Below are 21,153 nucleotides of genomic sequence, written 5' to 3' on the forward strand. Positions count from 1 at the left end.
AAACTCCCGGACGCCTTTGTCCGGGAGCTTCCTGATCGGCTGTCAACTCGGCTGAGAGGCCGCCTCTCGGGCTCGCCTTAGTTCAGCCTCTGGGGCGGATTGCCAGCGCCGCCGGTGACGATGCCGCCGACCAGAATGACGCCGGCGGCAATCCCCGCCACGACCGGGTTGGTGAAGAACGACTTCAGCCCGTGCTCGATGCTGTGCACGAGGCTGCCGAACCAGCCACCGCCGGCAACGCCGTCGAGCTGCTCCATCGAGAGTTCGCAATTGGCGATGTTGTTGTCGATCTGATGGGTCATGTTGTCTCTCCTGTCTTGATGCTGCGGGATCATCCCCGCAACTGTGGACAGCATGCCGCATGCAACGCGCGCGTGCCGTGACTGGTATCACGCTGCGCTTCCTGTCGCGAATTTCGTCGCCGGAGTCCTATCCCTCGTATTGATCCGGCCCCATCGCCCACGACGCCTGATCGTGGCCATAGGCGTAGTTGCGGTTGTTGACCACGGGATTGCGATTGACCATCGGCCGCATGAACATCGGGTGCGTCGCGCTGCGGACCTCGTGCTCGACCGTGAACAACGGCTTGCCGCTGTCGAGATCGACGATGTCGCAGAAGCGATATTGGTATTGGTTGTCCTCGCGCGAGATCAGATCGCGCGCCAGCAGCTTGCGGTAGGGACCGGAGAAATCGGTGATGTACATCTGCACATGGTGGCCGTCATAGTCCGGCTGCGCGCGATCGGTCTCGCGGAACAAAAGATACTGATCGCGGCCGGTCTTGACCGCGGCAACCCTCCCATCGCCATTGCGCAAAGTCGCCGGCATGCCCATGATGTCAGGGTAGAATGAACAGATGGCCTGCGCCGATCCGGCCGGCACGTCGAACTCGACATAGGGAATGCCGAGCGTGATGCGCCCGAAACGCGCCGCGTCGGGCTCATGGATTCGGATGCGATTGCCCCAGGGGCAGGTCGCTTCGACATAATCGTTGTGCTCGGCGTAGGCGAAGGCCGTGCCGTTGAGCTTGCCTCTGACCGAAGCCAGCCGCGCCAGCAGCGCCTCGCGTCCTTCGATGACGAGCCCGGTGTGGCCGCGCAGCACCTGCGCCTTGCCGCTGGGCAGATGAAACTGGCTCCGTCCGACGTTGATCCACATGTTGGTATCGGACACCATCAGATAGGGATCGCGGGTGAGCCCGAGGCCGGTGACGTAGAACAGCGTGGCAAGGCGCTGGTCCGGGACCTGGATGTTGACGTGCTCGAAATGAATGGCATTGCCGAGATCTTCTGCGGACCTGTCGAATTGTTGCGGCATGGCTGTGCGCTTCTTGTTGGAGGGATGGCTCGTGCCATCCTAGAGCAGAATGTCCGCCGGCCGAAACACCTGGCCGATCACATCTTGAGGGCCGGCGGCACGTTGCGCTGCAGCTTGCCGTGGTCTTCATTCCCTGTAATCTGACCGGAACGAGATGAGGGAATGAGGGCGATGGGGGGAGTTCTGCAAGGCGTGCGCGTGCTCGATTTCGGGCGCTATATCGCGGGACCATATTGCGCGACATTGCTGGCCGAGTTCGGCGCCGAGGTCATCCGCGTCGAAAAGCGCGACGGCAGCGAGGATCGCTTCGTGGCGCCGGTCGGTGAGAGCGGCGAGGGCGCGCTGTTCCTGCAGGTCAACCGCAACAAGAAGTGCATCACGCTCGATCCGATGACCGAGCGGGGCCAGGAGGTGATGCGCCGGCTGATCGCGACCGCCGACGTCGTCGTCGCCAATCTGCCGCCGCAGACGCTCCGCGCCATGAAGCTCGACTATGACTCTCTGAAGGCGGTCAAGCCGGACATCATCCTGACCACGGCCACCGCGTTTGGCGGGCCGGGCCCGTGGTCCGACCGCGTCGGCTTCGACGGCGTCGGGCAGGTCATGTCGGGTTCGGTCTACATGACCGGCGCCGGCGATCCGCCGTACCGCGCGGCGGTGAACTGGGTCGATTTCGGCACCGCACTGCATTGCGCGTTCGGAACGCTTGCCGCGCTGATTGAGCGCGGCAAATCCGGCCGCGGGCAGATCGTCGAGGGCGCGTTGCTGGCGACCGCTTTGTCGTTCACCAATGCCACGCTGATCGAGCAGGCGGTCATCAATGTCAATCGTGTGCCGACTGGCAACCTTGGCCAGACTGCCGCGCCGGCCGACATCTATCGCACCAAAGATGGTTGGGTGCTGTGCCAGGTCACCGGCCATCCGCTGTTCAAGCGCTGGGCGAAGCTGATGGGCGAGGAAGAGCTTTGGCTGAACGACCCGCGCTTTGCCGACGACATCAGCCGCGGCAATAACGGCGCCGTCATCAGCGAGCGGATGGCACGCTGGTGCGCGATGCGCACCACGCAGGAGGCTGTGGACACACTCGGCAAGGCGATGATTCCGACCGGGCCGGTTCTGAGCCCGCAACAGGCGCTGGACCATCCGCACATTCGCGCCGCCGGCTTTCTGCAGGATGTCGACTATCCCGGCCTGCCGAAACAGGCACCGGTCGCCCGCGCCGCGATTCGGCTGTCGGAAACGCCCGGCGAGATCGCAGCACGTCCGCCGACGCTTGGCGAGCATACCGATACCGTGCTGGCGGAACTCGGCTACGACAAGGCGGAGATTGCAGTACTGCGACAGGGCGGGATCATTTAGTCGCGACGTTATCACAAGAGTGGAAATGGGCCGGCGCGTCTGCTAGACGACTGGCGGCTCATCCTCGGGCGTTCAGCCTTTGCCGGCGACCTCTGCGTCGCACGAGGGTGTCGGAGAGGCGCATGTTCGTGCGCCCCATCCCATATGCATGACCATTCGCAACCGAATCAACATGAGCTCGGTGGCGCCTGGCATTGACGACTGTCTACGAGAAACGGATTCACGTGCGTCATTCCAAGACATTGCGGCCAGCCAAGGACGCGGCAATCAAGAAAGCGACAGTCAAGAGTTCGCCCAAAAAGCGCACGCTCGCAAAGAGCCGGACAAGCCGGCGTTCGCCGAGCAAGGCGTCTTCGAAGCAAGGCAAGAGCGTGCAGCGTGCCACGGTCTCCTCGTCATCGCCGCTCGGCATGATGGCGCTGCATCTGCTGGCGCAATGGAAGGAGGCCGGCCGCAACGGTCTCGTATTCCTCGCCGAAAGCGAGAACAGGGCGGAGCGGCTCGGCAGCGTCATTCATGCGCTCGACCCGTCCTGCGAGGTGCTGGTGTTTCCGCGGCTGAACACCCTTCCGTTCGATCAACTGGAGCCGTCGCGCGAGATTGCGGGCCGCAGGGCCTCGGTGCTGCGGCGCCTCGCGAAAGCCAGAAAGCCGGTGTTTCTGATCTCGACGGCGGAAGCCGTCATGGAGCGCTTGCCCGCGCCGGCGAACCTGTTGCGCCTGAACACGAGCCTGAAGGTCGGCGGCACGTTCGCGGAAGCCGAGCTTCGCGTCCGTCTCGAAGAGCTCGGCTATGATCTCGACGACGAGCCGGATTATCCGGGCGGCGTCCTGTTTCACGGCCAGACCTTTGAGATATTTCCCGCGGGCGCGCTCGGTCCATTCCGGGTGGAACATTCGGTGCGCACAATCAAGCGGATCGTGGCGTTCGACCCGCAAGAGCATGACATCATCTTCGAGACCAGGGAGCTGCTCGTCGATCCCATGTCGGAACGAATAGCGATGTCAGGCGCGCGGGCGCGGCGCGCGACGCTGTTCGACTATTGCGGCAAAGCCAAGTGGATCGCCGATGCCGGCGTTGCCGTCCACGCCGATGCCTGGCTGAACACGATCGAGGAAGCAGCGGGCCGCGCCGACCGGGAGCGCGGCTATCTGGGGCGGAGCGATTGGAAGCAGGCGACGCGCGGCATGAAGGTGCTGCCGCGCAATGCGCCGTTCCAGCCGACGCCGGAATTCTCCAAGCTGACATCGGCCAGGAAGGCCCTGCGTGCCTTCGTCGAGGAGACCAGGCGCGCCGGCTCGCGCCTGGTCCTGGTCGCAGCGCAGGAGGAAGATCTGCGCGCGATGGAGCGGATGAGCGGCGTCCGGGCGGAACGCGTCGCGGATTGGGCGGAGGTCGAGAGCGCGCGCCAGCGCGACGTGGCCTTGCTCGCCGATCTCGACGCCGGCTTCGTCGTTCCCGGCAGGAAGGCCGTCGTCCTGACGGCGACCGACGTGCTCGGCAGCCGCGCACATCATCCGCAGCCGATGGCGCGGAGCTGGAGCGCGGCCTTCGATCACGCCGACGTCCCCGAGCAGGGCACGGTGGTGGTGCATCTGCAGCGCGGTCTTGCGGTGCTCGACGGCTTGCAGACGGTGAACACCGGCGGCGGCGCGATGCGCGAGATGGTCCGCTTGTCCTTCGCTGGCGACAATGCGGTGCTGGTGCCGCCGTCTGATCTGGCGCAGATGTGGCCCTATTCGACGGAACGCGGCAAGCTGGCGCTCGACAAGGCGGATGGCAGCACATGGTGGGCCCGCCGCGGTGAGGCCGAGCGGGAGATCCAGCTCGCCGGCAAGGCACTCGCCAAGCACATCAGCCAGCGCAAGCGGCGGCGCGCCGAAAAGCTCGTCCCGCCGGGGGCGCCTTACGAGAAATTCGTCGCGCGCTTTCCCTATTTCACCACGATCGACCAGGCCAAGGCCATCCACGACGTGCTGGACGATCTTGCATCCGGCCATCCCATGGACCGGGTGATTTGCGGTGACGTCGGGTTCGGCAAGACCGAGGTGGCGCTGCGCGCGGCGGCCGCCGTGGTGCTGTCGGGAAAGCAGGTGGCGATCGCGGTACCGACCACTGTGCTGGCCCGCCAGCATGTCGCAACGTTCCGCAAGCGGTTCGCGCCTCTCGATATCGAGGTCGGAAGCTTGTCGCGCGCCACGTCCGGCGCGGAGACGCGCGAAACCAGGGACGGGCTGCGCACTGGCAGGACCAGGGTCGTGGTCGGCACGCAGGCGCTCACCTCGAAGGACGTGAAGTTCGATGACCTCGGGCTCGTCATCATCGACGAGGAGCAGCATTTTGGCGCGGCCGAGAAGGCGAAACTGTCCGCCCTCGCCAAAGGCGTCCATACGCTCTGGATGAGCGCGACGCCGATTCCGCGGACGCTTGCCGCCGGCCTGGCCGGCTTCAGGGATCTCAGCGTCATTGCCTCGCCGCCGGTGCACCGGCTTCCGGTTGCGACCAAGATCGCGCCGCTGTCGGATGCCGCGATCGCTTCGGCCTTGCTGCGCGAGCAGCGTCGGCACGGCCAGAGCTTCCTGATCTGCCCGCGCATCCAGGATCTCGAGCCCATGCTGGCGCGCGTGCAGGCGGTGGCGCCCGATCTCAAGATCGTCTGTCTGCACGGCAAGTTGCCGGCCGACGAGATCGACGACCGCATGATGACCTTCGTCGAGGGCAAGGCCGACGTGCTGCTCGCCACCAACATCGTGGAGAGCGGTCTCGACATCCCGCGCGCCAACACCATCGTGGTGTGCTGGCCGGAAAATTTCGGCCTTGCCCAGCTGCACCAGCTGCGCGGGCGCGTCGGTCGCGGCGGCATCCGCGCCTTCGCTTATCTCCTGACCGAGTCGGCCTCGGGGCAGTCCGAGAAGCGGCTGGCCGTGCTGGAGGAGTTCAGCCGGCCGGGCGCCGGTTTTGCCATCAGCGAACGCGACCTCGATCTCCGCGGCGCGGGCGATCTGTTCTCGGAGCAGCAATCCGGCCACGTCCAGGTGTTCGGGCCGGTGCTCTACAGCCATCTCCTGAAGATGGCCTCCGAGAAGGTCGATGACGGCACGTCGGTGGTGTGGGTACCCGACCTCAATCTGCCGGTCGCGGACATGCTGCCCGCAAGCTACGTGCAATCGGCTCCGGTGCGGCTCGAGCTCTATGCCCGCGCCGCGCGCTGCGGCAACGAGGACGATCTCGAGGATCTCGAGGAGGAAACCTCGCGTCGCTTCGGACCATTGCCGCAGGCGGCCCGCGATTTCTTCGCGGCGGCGCGATTAAGGCTGGAGTGCAAGCGCAGGGGCATCATCCGCCTCGACGTCGGGCAGAACGCGGTGGCTGCAACATTCCTGCCGGGACGGCTGCGGAAGTCCAAGGGGACGTCCAAGGGCAAGTCGCTGCAACGCGACGGCGACCGCGTCGTCTACCATAGCCAGCTGCGGGATGCTCCGTTCGATCGCGTCGAGGAGCTGCTGGAGCTTCTCGACGAGACGTAACCGCGTCACGCAATCAGGCGTGACGATCCGATCGGTTCACATGGCCGGGAATGGGGCTGCGACGACACTCGCCGATCTACTCGGCGCTGCGCTTCCAGGCCCCGGTGCCGAGCTTGCCTGTGATAACGGCCAGCGCGTCGTGGATCTCGTAGCCGCCGCCGTCGCTGTAGCCCGACAGCCCCCTGATGGCGTGCAGGGTCCAGCGGCCGTTCGCGGCCGTCATGGTGCCTTCATGCGGACGCGCCGAGCGCTGCGGCTCGGCGTGGAAGCGGTAGGTGCCGTCGGCCATGATCCGCCAGATCCAGCGCGACGGCCCGCGGCCGCTCGGCACCATGATCTCCCAGGTGCCGACCAGCGCGGGATCGATCACCGCTGATGCCGGCGCTTGCGATGGCGCTGGAGAGATGGCAGCCGGAAGCGGATCGGGCGCCGTCTGCTCGCTCCCTGGCGGTGGCCGGCCGGCGAGGTAGATCGCCTTGCGCGACAGCGAGCCGTAGACGAATGGCTGCTGCGCGTTCCGCGTCGCCTCCATCACCTCGTCGCGGACGTTGCGGAACATGAAGGTCACCTCGACGCCGGGCGTTTCGATGTTGCGCAGCAGTGCGGCTGCAAACGGACTGTTGCGCGCATCGCCGTCGAGCGCCGTGGTGCCGTCGCGCGCGGCATAGGCGACGAGAACGTTGCCGACCGGTTCGATGCGGCCAAGCCCGCTCGCCGCGGCCGCGCGCGTGGCGATCGACCTGTTCATCTTGGCGGCAAACGGATTGTTGCGGCAAGCATCGAGGATGACGAGGCCAAGGCTCGTGGTATCAGACACCTGCAACATCACGCTTTGCAAATTGATGGCTTCATTCGCCGCGTCGGTGTCCCGCTTCAACTCCGCGTCGACGGGGATCAGCCAGTTCTCGCCATTGATCTCCATGCCATGACCGGCGAAATACACCGCGGCCATGTCGGCGCCGGCGGCCTCGCGCCCCAGGGCGATCAGGCTGCGGCGCATGGCATCGAAGCCGGCGTTCGTCACCAGGGACACGGTGAAGCCAAGCCGCCTCAGTGCCGCGGCGATGTCGCTCGCATCGTTCGGCGGATTGAGCAGCGTGGGCACGCTTCTGTAGGCGCCGTTGCCGATGACGAGCGCGACGCGCCGGCCGTCGGCTGCGGCCGCCGCCGTGCCGGCCAGCGCTGTCGCCGCCATCACCCCCGAAACGAATTCGCGCCGGTTCATCGGATCTCGCTGGCTCGGGCGAGTTCTGATCCTAGCGCAATCGATCCGGCGGAGCCACGGGCACCGGTCCCGGCGACCTGGTTCGCGAGGGGAGCGGCGCCGGGACGTCGTGAACTCAGTGCGACGCCAGCGCCGGGTTGACGATCTCGGCCTGAAGCCGGCGTTCCGCGGGACGCGCCACGAAGAGATAGAGGAGCAGGGCGAGCAGTGACGATACGGCCATGACCGCGGTCATCGAGAGTGCGGTCCGTCCATCGAAGCGGATCGCGACCAGGGCGCTCGACAGGGCGCCCGAGATCAGTTGGATGCTGCCGGCCGCGGCGCTGACGGCGCCGGCGATCTCGGGAAGGCGCTGCATCGTTGCGCTCATCACGTTCGGCACGCTCAGTCCAAAGCCGAATGCCACCGCCATCAGCAGCCCGACGGTAGGGGCCGTCGGCATCCAGCCGATCAGTGTCATCGCGAGCAGGGCGAGGCTGGCGGCCGACGACAGCGTCAGCCCGATCGCGAGCATGTGGCCCGACGAGATCCCGCGCCGGCCGAGCTGGCCGTCCAGAAATGCGCCCGCCATCACCGCCGCCGAGCAGCCGCTGAAGATCAGGCCGTATTGTTCGGGCCGCAATCCGACGGCGCCGACGAAGAACAGCGAAGCGCCGGTGACGTAGGCAAACACCGTCGCGCCGCCGGCGGCGCCGACCAGGATGTAGGGAAGCGAGACCGGATGCGTCAGCACCCGCCGATAGCTGTCGATCACGGCCGACGGCACCAGTCGCCCGGAAGGCGCGATCGACGCGGTCTCGGCGAAGCGAAACATCACCACCACCAGCAGCATGAAACCGATCGCGGCCTGGGTCGCATAGATCGATTGCCAGCCGGAAACCGCGAGCAGCGCGGCGCCCGCCGTCGGCGCGATCACGGTCGCGACGTTCACCGCAACCATGACGTTGGCGATCTTGCCCCGCGCGGCATCGCCATCGAAGAGGTCGCGGATGATGGCAAAGGTCGTCGCGGTCGCGGCGGCGCCGATGCCCTGGACGAAGCGGCCCAGCAGCAGAACCGGCAGCGAGGAGGAAGCCGCGCAGGCGATGCTGGCGGCGACGAACAGTGTCAGGCCGAAGGCCAGGACCGGCTTGCGGCCGAGGCGGTCCGAGACCGGCCCATAGACCAGCGGCGCGGCGGCGAGGCTGAGCATGAAGGCGCTCATCGTCAGTCCGACATCCGAGGCGCTGGCGCCGAGCGTGGCGCCGGTGGCCGCGAGCGCCGGCAGGTTGATGTCGATGCCGGAATAGGGCACGGCCGCCAGGAGGCCGAGCAGAAGGGTGAATGCAAAGGTTTCAGGTTCGATTCGCATGGGCTGATCTTCTCGACATCCGACAATTCAAGGCGATGGAGCGCGGATGCGCCGCGCTCCATCATTCCGTTCAGCGGTGGTGATCAGGCGCGCCGGCCTGCACGCCGCCCCTGGCTCGCCGCGATCGCGCGGGCGCGCGACACCGAGGTTTCGTCGGTGACGAGCTCGCCGATCACCCGGATGATTTCCGACCGCGTATCGATTTCGGCGTATTCGTCCGCGAGCTGCGAGGCGCGCTGGCTATAGCGCGGCTGATCGAGCACGGTTCGCACCGCCTCGCGCAGCGCGGCCTGCGTCGGTTCGTTGGTCGCGAGATTGATGCCGACGCCGGACCACGCCACGCGCGCGTTGACATCGGCCTTGTCCTCGGTGAGCCCCGCGGTGACCAGCGGGATGCCGAAGCTCAAGGCCTGGTTGACGCTGCCATAGCCGCCATTGGTGACGAGCACGTCGACCTTCGGCAGCAACCATTCGAACGGCAGATAGCTGGCAACGCGCGCGTTCGAGGGGATCTTGCCGGGGATGGCGTCGACCGGGCGGCCGCCAGCGGTCGCGACCACCAGGACGTCGGGTTCGTCGGCAAGCGCCGCCAGCGTCGGCGCAACCAGCAGGTTGAAATTGTGATTGGCCACCGTTCCCTGCGTCACCAGGACGATCTTGCGCGAGCCGTCGAGCTCACTGGCCCAGGGCGGCAGCGGCACCTGCTTGGCGATGATCGGAGGCGTGCCGACGAAATGAACGGACGGCGGGATCTCGCGGGGAAATTCGAAGCTCGGCACCGACAATTGCAGATAGGAATCGGCGAGCGCGACCACCGAGTGGAACAGCGGCATCGCGATCGGCCCGACGCCGAGGCCCTTCAGCACCTGGTTCAGCCGCCGCAGCACGGGTTGATCGACCGCCGCATCATATTCCCGGGCGAGGATCGCATATCGATCGCGCTGCTCGTCGGTGGTCGCCGGCGGCAAGCCGAGGAAGTTCGGCGCGCCGTCTTCGCGCGTCCAGTGCAGGAATGACGTTCCGCAGAGAGCGATCGGCGGCCGCTGCGAACGCGGTCCGAGCAGCATGGGCAGCACGCCGAACAGCATGTCGTCACCGAGAATGATATCGGCGGGAAATTGCTGGAGCGTCTGCAGCATCCCCTCGTGCTGGGCCGCGACGGTGTCGACGAACAACCGCTCGCAGGCAATGCGCAGCCAATCGAGCCCGGGCGGGATGGTCTTGAGCTCGGGCGCGCGCGAGAACACATCGCTTGGATCGAAATCAGCGCCTTCAGGAAGCGAAAAGAACTTCGCGCCGCTCGCCTCGACGCGGGCGCGATAGGCGCTGCCCGTGAGGAAGGCGATCTCGTGGCGATCCTCCAGCAAGATTTGCGTGATCGCGAGCAGTGGATTGAGATGGCCCGTCGCAGGCGTCGAAGTGATGAGAATCTTCATGGGAGCTGACCTCTTGATGATCGGACGCGCGGTCGCCGGTCGGCGGCCGGCCGCGTAAGCAAGAGCACTTGACGGGATCGCCGTTACAGCAGGGCTTCCGATGGCCGTGAAATGGTTACGCCGGCAACGCATCGTGGCGTTGCCGAGGCGGGCGCCGTCGCATGCGGATTACGGCCGTAACGCGAGCGGCAGCGCGTGACATGGCGCGGTAATGCCGCGCTCGTAATCCGGCAGGGAGCCGGTTCGCATGCAGCAGAGATTGAGCGGTGGCAACGGCCTCGAAGTGAATATTGACGGCTGAGATAGCGCACGATCTCGATCGCGCAGAATTGTTTGGAGAAACAGCATGCAGAATTATGTTGCCCTGGCTGCGATGGTTGGTTTCATCGCGTGTCTGGTCTGGTCGGGCGTTCGCGCCTGGCGGGCAAAGCATCCCCTGGCAAAGTGGGGCGGTGTGGTGCTGGCGGTGATGTTGGCCGTGCCGTTGTCCGCGGTGAGCGCGCTGACGGTGGCGGGGATCGTCAGGCAGCACGCGCGCACCGCTCCTGTCCCCGATCTCAAGGTCGAGGCGACGCCGGCGCAAGTTGAGCGCGGCAGGGCGGTCGCCAATGGCTTTTGCGCCGGATGTCATTCGAAGAGCGGCGTGCTGTCGGGTGGCGGCGATGTCGGCAAGGATCTCCCGCTGCCGATCGGCTCGTTCGTGCCGGCGAATCTGACTCCCGCCGGAGACCTGAGGCATTGGTCCGATGGCGAGATCTTCCGCGCCATTCGCAATGGTGTCGACGCGCGCGGACGATGGCTCGCGATCATGTCGTTCACCAACGCCGGCCGGCTCAGTGACGACGACACCAAGGCCGTGATCGCCTATCTCCGCAGCCTGCCGATCAGCGGCGAGCGGACCCCGGATCCGCCCGATCGTTTCAGCCTGCTGGGCCTTGCCATGCTGGGCGCCGGACTATTGCCGGATGCCAAGCCCGTGTTCGGCGGCGTCATCGTCGCGCCGCCGAAAGGCCCGAACGCGCGCTATGGCAAGTATCTGTTGTCCTATCAGGACTGCCGCGAATGCCATGGCAAGGACCTCGCCGGTGGCGTGCCCGGCCAATTGCCCCCGCTTGGACCCGACCTCGGCATCGTCAAGGACTGGAGCGAGACGCAGTTCATTGCCACGATGCGCACGGGTGTCGATCCGAACGGACATCGGCTCAACGATCAGATGCCGTGGCGACCGATCGGGCGGATGGACGACGACGAGCTTGCCGCGATCTACCAGTACCTGATGAGTCTGCCGCGATCCTGACGTAGCCCTGGCGATCTGGTGCGGCCGGTTCTCGTTCGGCCGCGCCAGCCGCTCAAGCCTGTCCTCACCGCCGAAAAGTCCTTTCATCACCGACGAACGATCGTCGCTGCGCCGGCAGACTGGAATCGCTCAAAAGTAGCATTGGTTGAGATCACAATGCTTCACGTCTGCGACATCCTTGAGCGCTCCGCCGCAGAATAACCGCGTTACGACGTCATCCAGACCTGATTGAACGCCACCGCCGCATCGCGGCGGTTCGACTGTCCAGATTACTTTGAATGATTGCCGACCTTGAAGCGACTCAATTGGTGGGGGCGGATTTTGAGAGAGACGTATGCTTGCGGATGTTGGCCACATCGTTGTTGTCGATGACGATCCTACCTTGCGACAGATGGTGATCAGATATCTGGAGGAACACAATGTCCCGACCAGGGCGGCCTCCAACAGGTCCGAGCTGAATCACTATCTCGAGACCGGTCAGCCCAGCCTGATCATTCTCGACCTCCGGCTCGGTCAAGACGACGGGCTGGATCTGTTGCGCGAGATCCGTTCGCATTCCGATGTGCCTGTCATCATCACGACCGGCCATCGTCCCGACGAAATCGATCGTATCGTCGGGCTCGAACTCGGTGCCGACGACTACATCATCAAGCCGTTTTCGCTGCGGGAGCTGCTGGCACGCGTTCGCGCGGTGTTGCGGCGGCAGGAAATGGGCCGAGCGGCGCGCGCCCGCGATCCCGAGCGCGGAGGCTATCGATTCAGCGGCTGGAAGCTGGAGCGGCGCGGCCGAAAACTGATCGATCCCAGCGAAACGGCGGTTCCGCTCAGCAAGGGCGAGTATGCGCTGCTGCTGGCCTTCCTCGAGGCACCGCAGCGCCCCCTGACGCGCGAGCATCTGTTGCAGGCAACCCGCATTCACGAGGACATTTTCGATCGCAGCATCGATGTTCAGGTCCTACGCCTGCGGCGCAAGCTGGAAGCCGACCCAAGCGCTCCGCGCGTCATCCAGACCGAACGCGGCGTCGGCTACGTCTTCGCGGTTCCCGTGGAGCCGTTCTAGCGCATGATCCGAAGGAGCGCGGATCGGCGATTGGCAAAGATGCTGCTCAAACAATAATCCGCGGCACGATTGCAATTGTAACCTCTTTGCCTGTCGATGGTGACTTTGGCGTAACGGCGCTCCCGCAATTTGCCTCCCGCGAACAGCATGTGGGAGTTTCATGATGAACACGCGTCCTCACCGTGTGGTCCGTCTGGTTCGGCTGGATGACGGGGAGCCCGATGCAGCCGGCTGGGTCGAAAGCGCCGGCGGCCGCGGCGTCGCCATCCTCGATTCCGATGGCATGACGACGCGGCGTTTTGAGGAGGTCGGTCCAGGCCCGGCGCAGCCGCACCGGGAAGGTTCCATCTGGCGGGATGTCTTCGGCTTCTTCCTGGACGGCTTTGCCCTCTATGGTGCCGCGCTGCATCCGATGGCGGTGGTGCCCGTTCACGAGATTCTGCGGTCCCAACAGGATTGGCGGCCGCACGAGGTTGACCACGAGAGGCCAACGCTGCGTCCGCACGGGCCTCCCGACGGGGGCAACGGGAATGTCGTGACACTCGATCGCGTCCGACGCCTCGATGCACAACCCGCCCGGCGCTGGAGCTGGCTGCATTCGCTCGGCGAGACGCTGACGGTGCTGTCGTCGCATCTGCGCCGGGAGCGCGAGATCAAGCAGGCCGTGGCGGCGCTGATGGAACTCGACGACCGGACCTTGCGGGACCTCGGCATGTGCGACCGGTCCGACATCGAGCGCATGGTGAGGTACTGCCGTGATTGCTGAGGCCATCTATCTCGCCTGCGCCGGGCTGGGGTTTTGCCAGGCCGTGTGCCGCTCGCTGGGCTTGAGCGGCCTCGTGCCGGGGACTCGGCTCTGGACCTTGCGGCGGCCGCGTTCACGACATCGCCGACCCCTGATCAAAAACCCTTGAGCACGCGCAGTTGCGTTTCGCTTCCACCCCATATGAACGGCTGTGCGGCATTTGACGGGATTTCGCGGAGTCGGACCGGGCGCAGGCTATCGAGGTGGTCTGGTCGCGATTTGCGCGGTGCTGCTGTGCTGCGCGGACGTCACGCCCGCGCCGTCGAAATCGCCGTCGCTTCCCTTGCTGGACCGGGGAGAGCCGATCACGCCGATTCCCCCGGCTCCTGTCCTCGATCCCCTGAAGGTCGAGCTTGGCGAAAGGCTGTTCAGCGATCGACGGCTATCGCACGACAATTCCCGCAGCTGCCAATATTGCCACGACATCACCACCAATGGTGCAAGCCAGAAGCAGCATGATGTCGGCGTTGACGGCAAGGAGCTGCCGCTCAACACCCTGACCGTCTTCAATTCGACGCTCAGCTTTCGCTTCAGCTGGGAGGGAAAATTCCGCACCGTCCAGGCCGATATCAATTCATCGCTGGAGAGCCCGTACACCTTGGCCAGCAGCGCGGCCGAGATCGCCGCCAAGCTCGATGCCGATCCCGATATGCGCAATCGCTTCTTTGCCGCTTACGGCCGCCGGCCCGAGGGCGGCGATGTCGTCGACGCGCTGGCAAGCTTCGAACGCACGCTGCTCACGCCGGGCAGCAAGTTCGATCGCTGGCTGGAAGGCGACGACGCGGCGCTCTCGGCCGACGAACTGAACGGATACCGCCTGTTCAAGTCGCTGGGCTGCTCGGCCTGCCACCAGGGCGTCAATGTCGGCGGCAATCTGTACGAACGCCACGGCATCTTCCATCCGCTCGCATCGCCTGAGCCGAGGATCCTGCGGGTGCCGAGCCTGCGCAACGTCGCGACGACACCGCCGTATTTTCACGACGGCAGCGCGCCGACGCTCGAGGACGCGGTTCGCAAGATGGCGGTGGCCCAGCTGAACGCGACGCTGACGGACCAGCAGGCCAAGGCGCTGGTCGCCTTTCTCAACAGCCTGACCGGAACCTTTCGCGGCGCGCCGGTCGGAGGCTCGCCATGAAACGCGCACCGACCGTCGCCAGCGTGATGTTCGTGCTGGCCCTGCTCACCTGGCTGCTGCTGAACGGGTTGAACGTCAATTCGGCGCGCTACGACAGCCAGCTCGAGGCGCTCGGCGATTTCACCCGCTTCGAGCGCGGGATGACCCGGGAAGTCCTCACCGCGCGCGCCGGCCTGTCGCGCAACTATGACGCGCTGGTGCAGATGGACAATGCCTATGACGACGCCCTGACGCGGCTGCGCGAGACGGCGGGTCTCGACGCCGAACAGACCAGCGCCATCGATGTTCTCACGGTGCGTGTCGCCCGGGAGGAGAACCTGATCGAGCGGTTCAAGAGCAGGAACGCGCTGCTCCAGAATTCTTTCGCCTATTTCGGGCTGTTCAGCGACAAGCTGGCGGCCTCGGATGACCGGCCGCTGGTGACGGCTGCGTCCGCATTGGCCGCCGCGATGCTGCGCCTGACGCTCGATACGTCGAGCGTTGCGGCGCGCCAGGTCCAGGATCGGCTGGAGGAGCTGGCCCAGCTGCCAGCGCCGCCGGCGGAAGCGGACACGGTCCGCGCGCTCCTGACCCACGGCCAGATGCTGCACGATCTGTTGCCCGAGATCGACACCATCCTGAAGGCGCTGGTCGCCGATTCCAATAATCGCGAGCAGGATCGGATGCTGGCGGTGATCCTGAAACGCCAGCTTGCCGCGCGCGCCTCGGCGCGCAGGACGCGCCTGCTGCAATACATCACCTCGCTGCTGCTGCTCTGCGGCATCATCTATTTCGGGTCGCTGCTGCGCAAGCGCGCCGTGGCGCTGCGCCGCCGCGCGGCGTTCGAGCATGTCATCGTCGATATCTCGATGCTGTTCATCAATTCGAGCAACGAGCGCATCGCCGCCGACGTCGAGACGGCGCTGCATCAGCTCGCAGGATGGATCGGCGCGGACCGCGCCTATTTCTGCTGCATGGTCGGCGCGACCCGGCACACCTATCGGTGGTCGCGGGAGGGCGTCAAATTCCCGCAAGGTTGGCCGGAGCGGGCGCTGAGTCTTGCGCCGCAGCTCGACGGCGGCGACGACGGCATGGTCTATATCCCCAAGGTGAATGCCTCGCATCCCCACGACACCATGAACATGCTCGCCAAGGCTGATGTCAGCGGCTGGTTGTGCATCATGGCGGCCTACGGCAACCGCGACGGCATCCTCGGCTTCGATGCCGTGCATGGCGGTGCGCTCACCTACTGGTCCGAGGTGTCGCTGTTTCGCATGGCGTTCGACGCCATCGGCAACGCGATCCGGCGCGCCCGGCTCGAGAGCGAGAAGGAGCGTCTCCAGGCAAGCCTGCAGCAGGCGCGGCGCATGGAGACGATCGGCTCCTTTGCCAGCGGCATCGCGCACAACTTCAACAACATCGTCGGCGCCATTCTCGGCCATGCCGAAATGGCCGATGCGCGGGTCCCGCCGGGAAGCCGGTCGGCTGCGAATCTGGCGGAGATCCGCCGCGCCGGTGAGCGGGCGCGCGAGCTGGTCGGGCAGATACTTTCCTTCGGCCGCCGCGGCGAGGGCAGGCGGGAGCGCGTCTGCCTCAAGATGCTGGTCGACGAGACCCGGTCGCTGCTGGCGGCCTCACTGCCCTCCCATGTCGGATTTGAGGTGAGCGACACCGCCGAAACGGCCGTCGTGCTGGGCGAGCCGGCTCAGTTGCAGCAGGTCATCCTCAATCTGTGCAACAACGCGGCACAGGCGATGAAGCAGCCCGGCCGTATCGAGCTCGGCATCAGGACCCGTGATCTTCCGCAGCAATTGGCAGTCGGGCGCAGCCAGATCGGCCCCGGCAGCTTCACCGTCATTTCGGTCGCCGATTCCGGGCCCGGCATGGATCAGGCGACGCTGGAGCGAATCTTCGAGCCGTTCTTCACGACCCGCCCCGATGGCAACGGCCTCGGTCTTGCGACGGTTCGCGAGATCGTCGAGCAGCATGGCGGCGCCATCACGGTGCAGAGCGAGCCCGGCGCCGGCACCCGCTTCGAGGTCTGGCTGCCATCGGGCGAGCCGGACGAGCCGGTCTCGGTGCAGCAGGGCCCGGATCAGGCGTTGCGCGGCGCGGGCGAAACGGTGCTCGTGCTCGATGCCGATCGCGGTCGCCTGCTGCGCTACGAGGAAATCCTCGCGGCACTGGGCTACGAGCCCGTCGGCTTCACGGCGGTGGCGGAGGCGGTTGCGGCCTGCCGGGCGGCGCGCGCGCGTTTCGATGCCGCCTTGGTGTGCCATCTGCCCGGAGGCTCCTCGCTCGATCTTGCGGCCGCATTGCACGGGGCCGCGCCGATGATGCCGATCGTTCTGGCGGCGCCGTCGACGCGTGAACTGGCCATGCCCTCGCTGGGGACGTCGGGGATCACCGAGCTCGTCCATCATCCGCTGACCTCGGCGGAGCTCGCCGGCGCTCTGGCCCGGTGCCTCGCCTCGTCGCCCGCGCGTGCGACGCTCCGGCGGGTTGCAGCAGTAACGCGATAGCAGCGCGAACGACATGGTCGGGTAGCCGGGATCTCCTATCCATTGCGGGCCTTCGAAAGGCGTGTCTTCGCACATGTCACCGCAACGGGAGAGAGATGATGTCCATCAGACTTGGCGTGACCATGCTCGCAGCGACCTTCTTGCTGGGTTCGGCCTCGAGCCTCAAAGCGGGAGGGAGCGCAGCTGCCCCGCATACGACCATCGCCGCGCCGGGCGAGGCCGCGCCGGCGCGATATGCGGATTTGTTTCGGCAGGCTCCGATCGGTCACCGGCAGCCGCGGCCCGTCGATATTCCCGAGGCGACAGAGGCCACGCGCGGCGACGACGAATTGCGGCGGCTTGACACCGAGATCGACCGCAAGCTGATCATCTGCCGCGGCTGCTGATCATGGCTTCTCGCTTCAGTTGGACGACAGCGCCGTCTTGGCGACTTCGGCCATCCAGCCAGACGCCACCGGGAGGATCGCGTCGTTGAAATCGTAGCGCGGGCCGTGCAGCTCGGCGCCGTCGCGCAAGGGCCCGTTGCCGATCCAGACGAACGCGCCGGGGCGGTGCCGCAGGTAGAACGCGAAATCCTCGCCCGCCATGCTGGGCGCAAGATCGCGCCGCACCGGCGCGCTCACCTTGTCGGCGGCGAGGCGCGCAAGGCCGGCTTCTTCCGGCGTGTTGGCCGTCACGCCGACGCCCATGACGATGTCGGGCGTCACCTTGACGTCGAAGCTGGTGGCGATGCCGGCGCAGATCTCGCCGATCCGCTTGAGGATGATGTCCTTCACCTCGTCGCGGTGATGCCGCAGCGTGCCGCGGATCACGACCTTGCCCGCGATCTGGTTCGGCGCGGTGCCGCCCTCGATCGTCGACAGCGAGAGCACGGCGGTGTCGAGCGGATCGACGCCGCGCGACACGACCGACTGCATCGCCACGATCAGATGGCCGGCGGCCATGACGGGATCGCGCGTCAAATGCGGCATGCCGGCGTGGCCGGCATGGCCCTCGATGGTGATGGTGATGCGTCCGCCTGATGCCATCACCGCGCCGTCATGGACCGCGATGGTGCCGGCGGCAAGGCCCGGCCAGTTGTGGAATCCGAACACGCGATCCATCGGGAAGCGCTCGAACAGCCCGGCCGCGACCATTGCGCGCGAGCCGCCAAAGCCCTCCTCGGCCGGCTGGAAGATGAAGTCGACCGTGCCGCTCCAGCTGGTGTCGGCGGCGAGCAGCGCGGCCGCGCCCAGCAGCGCGGCGGTGTGCCCGTCATGGCCGCAGGCGTGCATCACGCCCGGCGTCTTCGAAGCATAGCTGAGCCCGGTATCCTCGGTGATCGGCAGCGCGTCCATGTCGGCGCGCAGGCCGACGCGCCCCGCGGCCGATCCGCGCGTCAGCGTCGCGACCACGCCGTGGCCGCCGATGCCGGCCTCGAAGGGAATGCCGAGCTCGGTGAGCCGCTCCTGCACGAAGGCAGCGGTTGCCTTCTCCTGCAGCGACAGCTCGGGATGGGCATGCAGATGCTGGCGCCACGCGGTGAGTTTCTGGTGCAGCTCGGGGGTCAAAATGCGGCTCTCTCTGATGGTGTCAGCTGTCACCACTCTAGCCGATTATCTGCCCGCCGCATCAAGCCGCTCGGAATGCCTCGCGTGCAGCAATGCGTCCTACGCCGCCAGCTTCGCCAGTCCCTTCCAGTCGAAGCTGATGCCGTGGCCGGGACGGGCCGGCGCGAGGGCCTTGCCGTCCTCGAGCACGAGCGGATGTTCGATATAGGTGTCCAGCCCGAAACCGTGCGCTTCGAGGTAGGAGCGGTTCGGGCAGGCCGCGAGCAGATGCACGGTGATGTCGTGGGCGCCGTGGCTGGTGACGGGAAGGTTGAAGGCCTCCGCCAGCCGCGCGATCTTCATGAAGACGGACACGCCGCCGCAATTGGTGACGTCGGGCTCGGGATAGGACACCGCGCCCGCGGTGATGTAATTCTTGAACTCCCACAGCGAGCGCAGATTTTCGCCCGCCGCAACAGGCACGCCGCCGGCCTGCATGATGCGCGCGTGGCCCGCGACATCGTCGGGAATGGTTGGTTCTTCCAGCCAGGTGAGGTCGTAGGGAACGAAGGCGCGCGCGGCGCGCATGGCTTCTTCCACCGTCCACTTCATGTTGGCATCCGCCATCAGCGGAAAACCGTCGCCGAGATGCTTTCGCATCGCCGCGACGCGGGCGACGTCGGATTTCAGGTCGGGCCGGCCGACCTTCATCTTGATGGCGCGAAAGCCCTTGGCGAGATTGCCGTCGGTCTGCGCCAGCAGCGCCTCGACGGAGAGATCGAGGTCGATGCCGCCGGCATAGCACGGCACGCGCGCGTCGAAGCCGCCGAGCAGCTGGTACAGCGGCAATTTAGCGCGCCGCGCCTTCAGGTCCCACAGCGCGATGTCGAGCGCGGACAGCGCCAGCACCGTCGGCCCGCCGCGCCCGCCATAATGCAGGCCCCACCAGACGTGATGCCAGAGGCTTTCCGTGTCATCAGCCTCGCGCCCTGCAACCAGCGGCGGAATCTCGCGCTTCAAGATGTCGGCGACGGCGCCGCCATTGCGCCCGACCGTATAGGTATAGCCGACGCCTTCGGCGCCATCGGCATCGCGCACGCGACAGGTGATCAGCTCGAACGCCGACATGTCGCCATGCGTGGAGTCGGACAGCGTGACGGGGAGGGGAATCCGGTAGAGCGCGGATTCGATCGTCGCGATGCGTGGCATGGGGCCTCCCTGGATTTTCTTTTTTCTTCGTAGGGTGGGTTAGCTGAGCGGATGCGCGAAGCGCGTCTGCTCGGCGTAACCCACCTCTTTAGTCTCCGCGGCGACAGAAGCGGTGGGTTACGCCGTGCGAGCTGCGCTTCGCGCAGTCGCAGGGCGAACCCACCCTACAAGTTCCCTACCGCATCGTCGCGAGCTGCACCGCCAATGCACACGCCCGGTCGTATTCGTCGAGATTGATCCATTCGTCGATCGTGTGCGCCTCGTTCTGGCCGGCGCCGAAGGTCACCGTCGGAATGCCGTGGCGGACCATCCAGTTGGCATCGAGGCCGCCATTGGCGGTGCGGACGTTTGGGGTTCCGCCGACCGCGGACACGGCTTCCACGGCGCGCTTGATGACGGGCTGGCTGTCCTTCATGCGGAACGGATAATAGTCGGTCTCGGCCTTGAACTTGACCTTGCCGGACTTGCCTTGCGCGTTCGTCACCTGCTTCGCCGCCTTCTCGAACGCGGCCTTGTATGCCTTAGTGATCTCCTTGAAGAACTTGCCGTCATGGCTGCGGCTTTCGCCGCGCACATGCACGTAATCGGTGACGACGTTGGTGGCATCGCCGGCGGGCCGGCCTTCTCCGCCGGTGACGGGGCCGACATTGCTGGTGCCCATCCGCGCGTTCGCGCCCTTGCCCTTCACCACCTTGCCGAACCAGCCGCCGGCCTTCACGTCGGCAAGCGCCAGCGCCATGATCATGGTCGAGGAGATGCCGCGCTCCGGCGCGACGCCGGCATGCGAGGCGCGGCCGAAGATCTCGACGGTCCAGCGGTCGGCGCCGACGGCGCCGATCACGACGTTGGAGGCCGAGCCGCCATCATAGTTGAAAGCCATCACCGGCGAGCCGAGTTCGTCCAGCTTGACGTGACGCGCACCGTAGAGCCCGCTCTCCTCGCGCACGCAGAACAGCAGCGTGATCGGCGGATGATCGAGCTTCTGCTTTTCGAGCTCGGCGGCAAGCGTCACCAGAACACCGCAGCCGCAGCGGTTGTCGCCGCCGAGCGCGGTTTTGGCCTCGTTGACGATCTTGCGGCCGGATTTCTTCGGCTTGGCACCGGCGCAGAGCGGCACCGTGTCCATATGGGTCATGAACATGATGCGCGGCTGGTTGTGCAGCGCGCCGCGGCCGGGCAGGTCGACGATGAGATTGCCGGTTTCGGTCGGCACCGGGATGCGCGTGTTGGCATCGTCGAGCCGGATCGCCTTGGCTGGGACCCCGCTTTCCTTCAATGCAGCGGTGAGCTCACGCCCGATCGCCGCCTCCTGTCCGGTGACGCCTTCCACGGAAAGGAAGCGCATGAGACGGTCGGTGGCGGCTTTGGTGTCGACAGGCATGGACTGAATTCCCTTGATGCA

Annotated in this window: 16 protein-coding genes; 8 read left to right on the top strand and 8 right to left on the bottom strand. The window is 66.2% G+C overall.

Annotated features, from left to right (window positions below):
- Nucleotides 1–77: 77 nt before the first annotated feature.
- Both G8O24_RS14945 and G8O24_RS14950 read right to left on the bottom strand, forming a co-directional pair.
- Nucleotides 78–302 (bottom strand): hypothetical protein, encoded by a 225-nt coding sequence (locus G8O24_RS14945; RefSeq protein WP_188100446.1) that lies wholly within the window; start codon nt 300–302, stop codon nt 78–80.
- Nucleotides 303–429: 127 nt separating this feature from the next.
- A complete protein-coding gene (locus G8O24_RS14950) occupies nt 430–1,317 on the bottom strand; it encodes a VOC family protein (protein ID WP_188100448.1) in 888 nt (295 codons plus the stop codon).
- A 171-nt stretch (nt 1,318–1,488) separates the two neighbouring features.
- On the opposite strand from G8O24_RS14950, the gene G8O24_RS14955 reads away from it, so the two are divergent.
- The gene (locus tag G8O24_RS14955) at nt 1,489–2,676 is read left to right on the top strand and encodes a CaiB/BaiF CoA transferase family protein (RefSeq protein ID WP_188100450.1); all 1,188 of its coding nucleotides are present in this window, start codon (nt 1,489–1,491) and stop codon (nt 2,674–2,676) included.
- Nucleotides 2,677–3,086: 410 nt separating this feature from the next.
- Nucleotides 3,087–6,203 carry a DEAD/DEAH box helicase gene (locus G8O24_RS14960; protein WP_188100596.1) on the top strand — a complete coding sequence of 1,039 codons (3,117 nt, stop codon included), beginning with the start codon at nt 3,087–3,089 and terminating at the stop codon, nt 6,201–6,203.
- 76 nt (nt 6,204–6,279) lie between these two features.
- Here the strand turns inward: G8O24_RS14960 and G8O24_RS14965 are convergent, their stop codons facing one another.
- The 3 genes from G8O24_RS14965 to G8O24_RS14975 all read right to left on the bottom strand — a co-directional run bounded on the left by G8O24_RS14965 (nt 6,280) and on the right by G8O24_RS14975 (nt 10,215).
- Nucleotides 6,280–7,428 (bottom strand): caspase family protein, encoded by a 1,149-nt coding sequence (locus tag G8O24_RS14965; RefSeq protein ID WP_188100452.1) that lies wholly within the window; start codon nt 7,426–7,428, stop codon nt 6,280–6,282.
- 115 nt (nt 7,429–7,543) lie between these two features.
- On the bottom strand, nt 7,544–8,779 hold the full coding sequence (locus tag G8O24_RS14970; RefSeq protein WP_188100454.1) for a Bcr/CflA family efflux MFS transporter: 1,236 nt from the start codon (nt 8,777–8,779) through the stop codon (nt 7,544–7,546).
- 83 nt (nt 8,780–8,862) lie between these two features.
- Nucleotides 8,863–10,215 (bottom strand): glycosyltransferase, encoded by a 1,353-nt coding sequence (locus G8O24_RS14975; RefSeq protein ID WP_188100456.1) that lies wholly within the window; start codon nt 10,213–10,215, stop codon nt 8,863–8,865.
- Between the two features lie 346 nt (nt 10,216–10,561).
- Here G8O24_RS14975 and G8O24_RS14980 point away from each other — a divergent pair, with 346 nt between their 5' ends.
- The 6 genes from G8O24_RS14980 (at nt 10,562) to G8O24_RS15005 (ending at nt 17,399) form a co-directional block, all read left to right on the top strand.
- Nucleotides 10,562–11,512, top strand: a complete 951-nt coding sequence (locus tag G8O24_RS14980) for a c-type cytochrome (RefSeq protein WP_188100458.1) — start codon at nt 10,562–10,564, stop codon at nt 11,510–11,512.
- A 334-nt stretch (nt 11,513–11,846) separates the two neighbouring features.
- The gene (locus tag G8O24_RS14985) at nt 11,847–12,572 is read left to right on the top strand and encodes a response regulator (protein ID WP_188100460.1); all 726 of its coding nucleotides are present in this window, start codon (nt 11,847–11,849) and stop codon (nt 12,570–12,572) included.
- A gap of 163 nt (nt 12,573–12,735) precedes the next feature.
- Entirely contained in the window at nt 12,736–13,338 is a 603-nt protein-coding gene (locus tag G8O24_RS14990; RefSeq protein ID WP_188100462.1) for a DUF1127 domain-containing protein, read from the top strand.
- 190 nt (nt 13,339–13,528) lie between these two features.
- A complete protein-coding gene (locus tag G8O24_RS14995) occupies nt 13,529–14,512 on the top strand; it encodes a cytochrome-c peroxidase (protein WP_311972301.1) in 984 nt (327 codons plus the stop codon).
- Nucleotides 14,509–17,013 carry a two-component system VirA-like sensor kinase gene (locus G8O24_RS15000; protein WP_188100463.1) on the top strand — a complete coding sequence of 835 codons (2,505 nt, stop codon included), beginning with the start codon at nt 14,509–14,511 and terminating at the stop codon, nt 17,011–17,013. The genes G8O24_RS14995 and G8O24_RS15000 overlap by 4 nt, the downstream gene beginning before the upstream one ends.
- 98 nt (nt 17,014–17,111) lie before the next feature.
- Entirely contained in the window at nt 17,112–17,399 is a 288-nt protein-coding gene (locus G8O24_RS15005) for a hypothetical protein (RefSeq protein WP_188100465.1), read from the top strand.
- Between the two features lie 15 nt (nt 17,400–17,414).
- On the opposite strand, the gene G8O24_RS15010 is transcribed toward G8O24_RS15005, so the two are convergent.
- The 3 genes from G8O24_RS15010 to G8O24_RS15020 all read right to left on the bottom strand — a co-directional run bounded on the left by G8O24_RS15010 (nt 17,415) and on the right by G8O24_RS15020 (nt 21,132).
- Nucleotides 17,415–18,563 carry an amidohydrolase gene (locus tag G8O24_RS15010; protein WP_188100600.1) on the bottom strand — a complete coding sequence of 383 codons (1,149 nt, stop codon included), beginning with the start codon at nt 18,561–18,563 and terminating at the stop codon, nt 17,415–17,417.
- Between the two features lie 99 nt (nt 18,564–18,662).
- The gene (locus G8O24_RS15015; protein WP_188100467.1) at nt 18,663–19,751 is read right to left on the bottom strand and encodes a mandelate racemase/muconate lactonizing enzyme family protein; all 1,089 of its coding nucleotides are present in this window, start codon (nt 19,749–19,751) and stop codon (nt 18,663–18,665) included.
- Between the two features lie 175 nt (nt 19,752–19,926).
- Entirely contained in the window at nt 19,927–21,132 is a 1,206-nt protein-coding gene (locus tag G8O24_RS15020) for a M20/M25/M40 family metallo-hydrolase (RefSeq protein WP_188100469.1), read from the bottom strand.
- Nucleotides 21,133–21,153: the final 21 nt, after the last annotated feature.

It is taken from the genome of Bradyrhizobium campsiandrae, from assembly GCF_014529705.1.
GTDB classification, from domain to species: Bacteria; Pseudomonadota; Alphaproteobacteria; order Rhizobiales; family Xanthobacteraceae; genus Bradyrhizobium; species Bradyrhizobium campsiandrae.

Bases quoted from the DNA above. Each gene is read 5' to 3' on its own strand.
- G8O24_RS14945 (WP_188100446.1), bottom strand. From the start codon at position 302: ATGACCCATCAGATCGACAACAACATCGCCAATTGCGAACTCTCGATG.
- G8O24_RS14960 (WP_188100596.1), top strand. From the start codon at position 3,087: ATGATGGCGCTGCATCTGCTGGCGCAATGGAAGGAGGCCGGCCGCAAC.
- G8O24_RS14980 (WP_188100458.1), top strand. From the start codon at position 10,562: ATGCAGAATTATGTTGCCCTGGCTGCGATGGTTGGTTTCATCGCGTGT.
- G8O24_RS14965 (WP_188100452.1), bottom strand. From the start codon at position 7,428: ATGAACCGGCGCGAATTCGTTTCGGGGGTGATGGCGGCGACAGCGCTG.
- G8O24_RS15005 (WP_188100465.1), top strand. From the start codon at position 17,112: ATGTCCATCAGACTTGGCGTGACCATGCTCGCAGCGACCTTCTTGCTG.
- G8O24_RS14970 (WP_188100454.1), bottom strand. From the start codon at position 8,779: ATGCGAATCGAACCTGAAACCTTTGCATTCACCCTTCTGCTCGGCCTC.
- G8O24_RS14955 (WP_188100450.1), top strand. From the start codon at position 1,489: ATGGGGGGAGTTCTGCAAGGCGTGCGCGTGCTCGATTTCGGGCGCTAT.
- G8O24_RS14975 (WP_188100456.1), bottom strand. From the start codon at position 10,215: ATGAAGATTCTCATCACTTCGACGCCTGCGACGGGCCATCTCAATCCA.
- G8O24_RS15015 (WP_188100467.1), bottom strand. From the start codon at position 19,751: ATGCCACGCATCGCGACGATCGAATCCGCGCTCTACCGGATTCCCCTC.
- G8O24_RS15020 (WP_188100469.1), bottom strand. From the start codon at position 21,132: ATGCCTGTCGACACCAAAGCCGCCACCGACCGTCTCATGCGCTTCCTT.
- G8O24_RS14990 (WP_188100462.1), top strand. From the start codon at position 12,736: ATGAACACGCGTCCTCACCGTGTGGTCCGTCTGGTTCGGCTGGATGAC.
- G8O24_RS15000 (WP_188100463.1), top strand. From the start codon at position 14,509: ATGAAACGCGCACCGACCGTCGCCAGCGTGATGTTCGTGCTGGCCCTG.
- G8O24_RS14950 (WP_188100448.1), bottom strand. From the start codon at position 1,317: ATGCCGCAACAATTCGACAGGTCCGCAGAAGATCTCGGCAATGCCATT.
- G8O24_RS14985 (WP_188100460.1), top strand. From the start codon at position 11,847: ATGCTTGCGGATGTTGGCCACATCGTTGTTGTCGATGACGATCCTACC.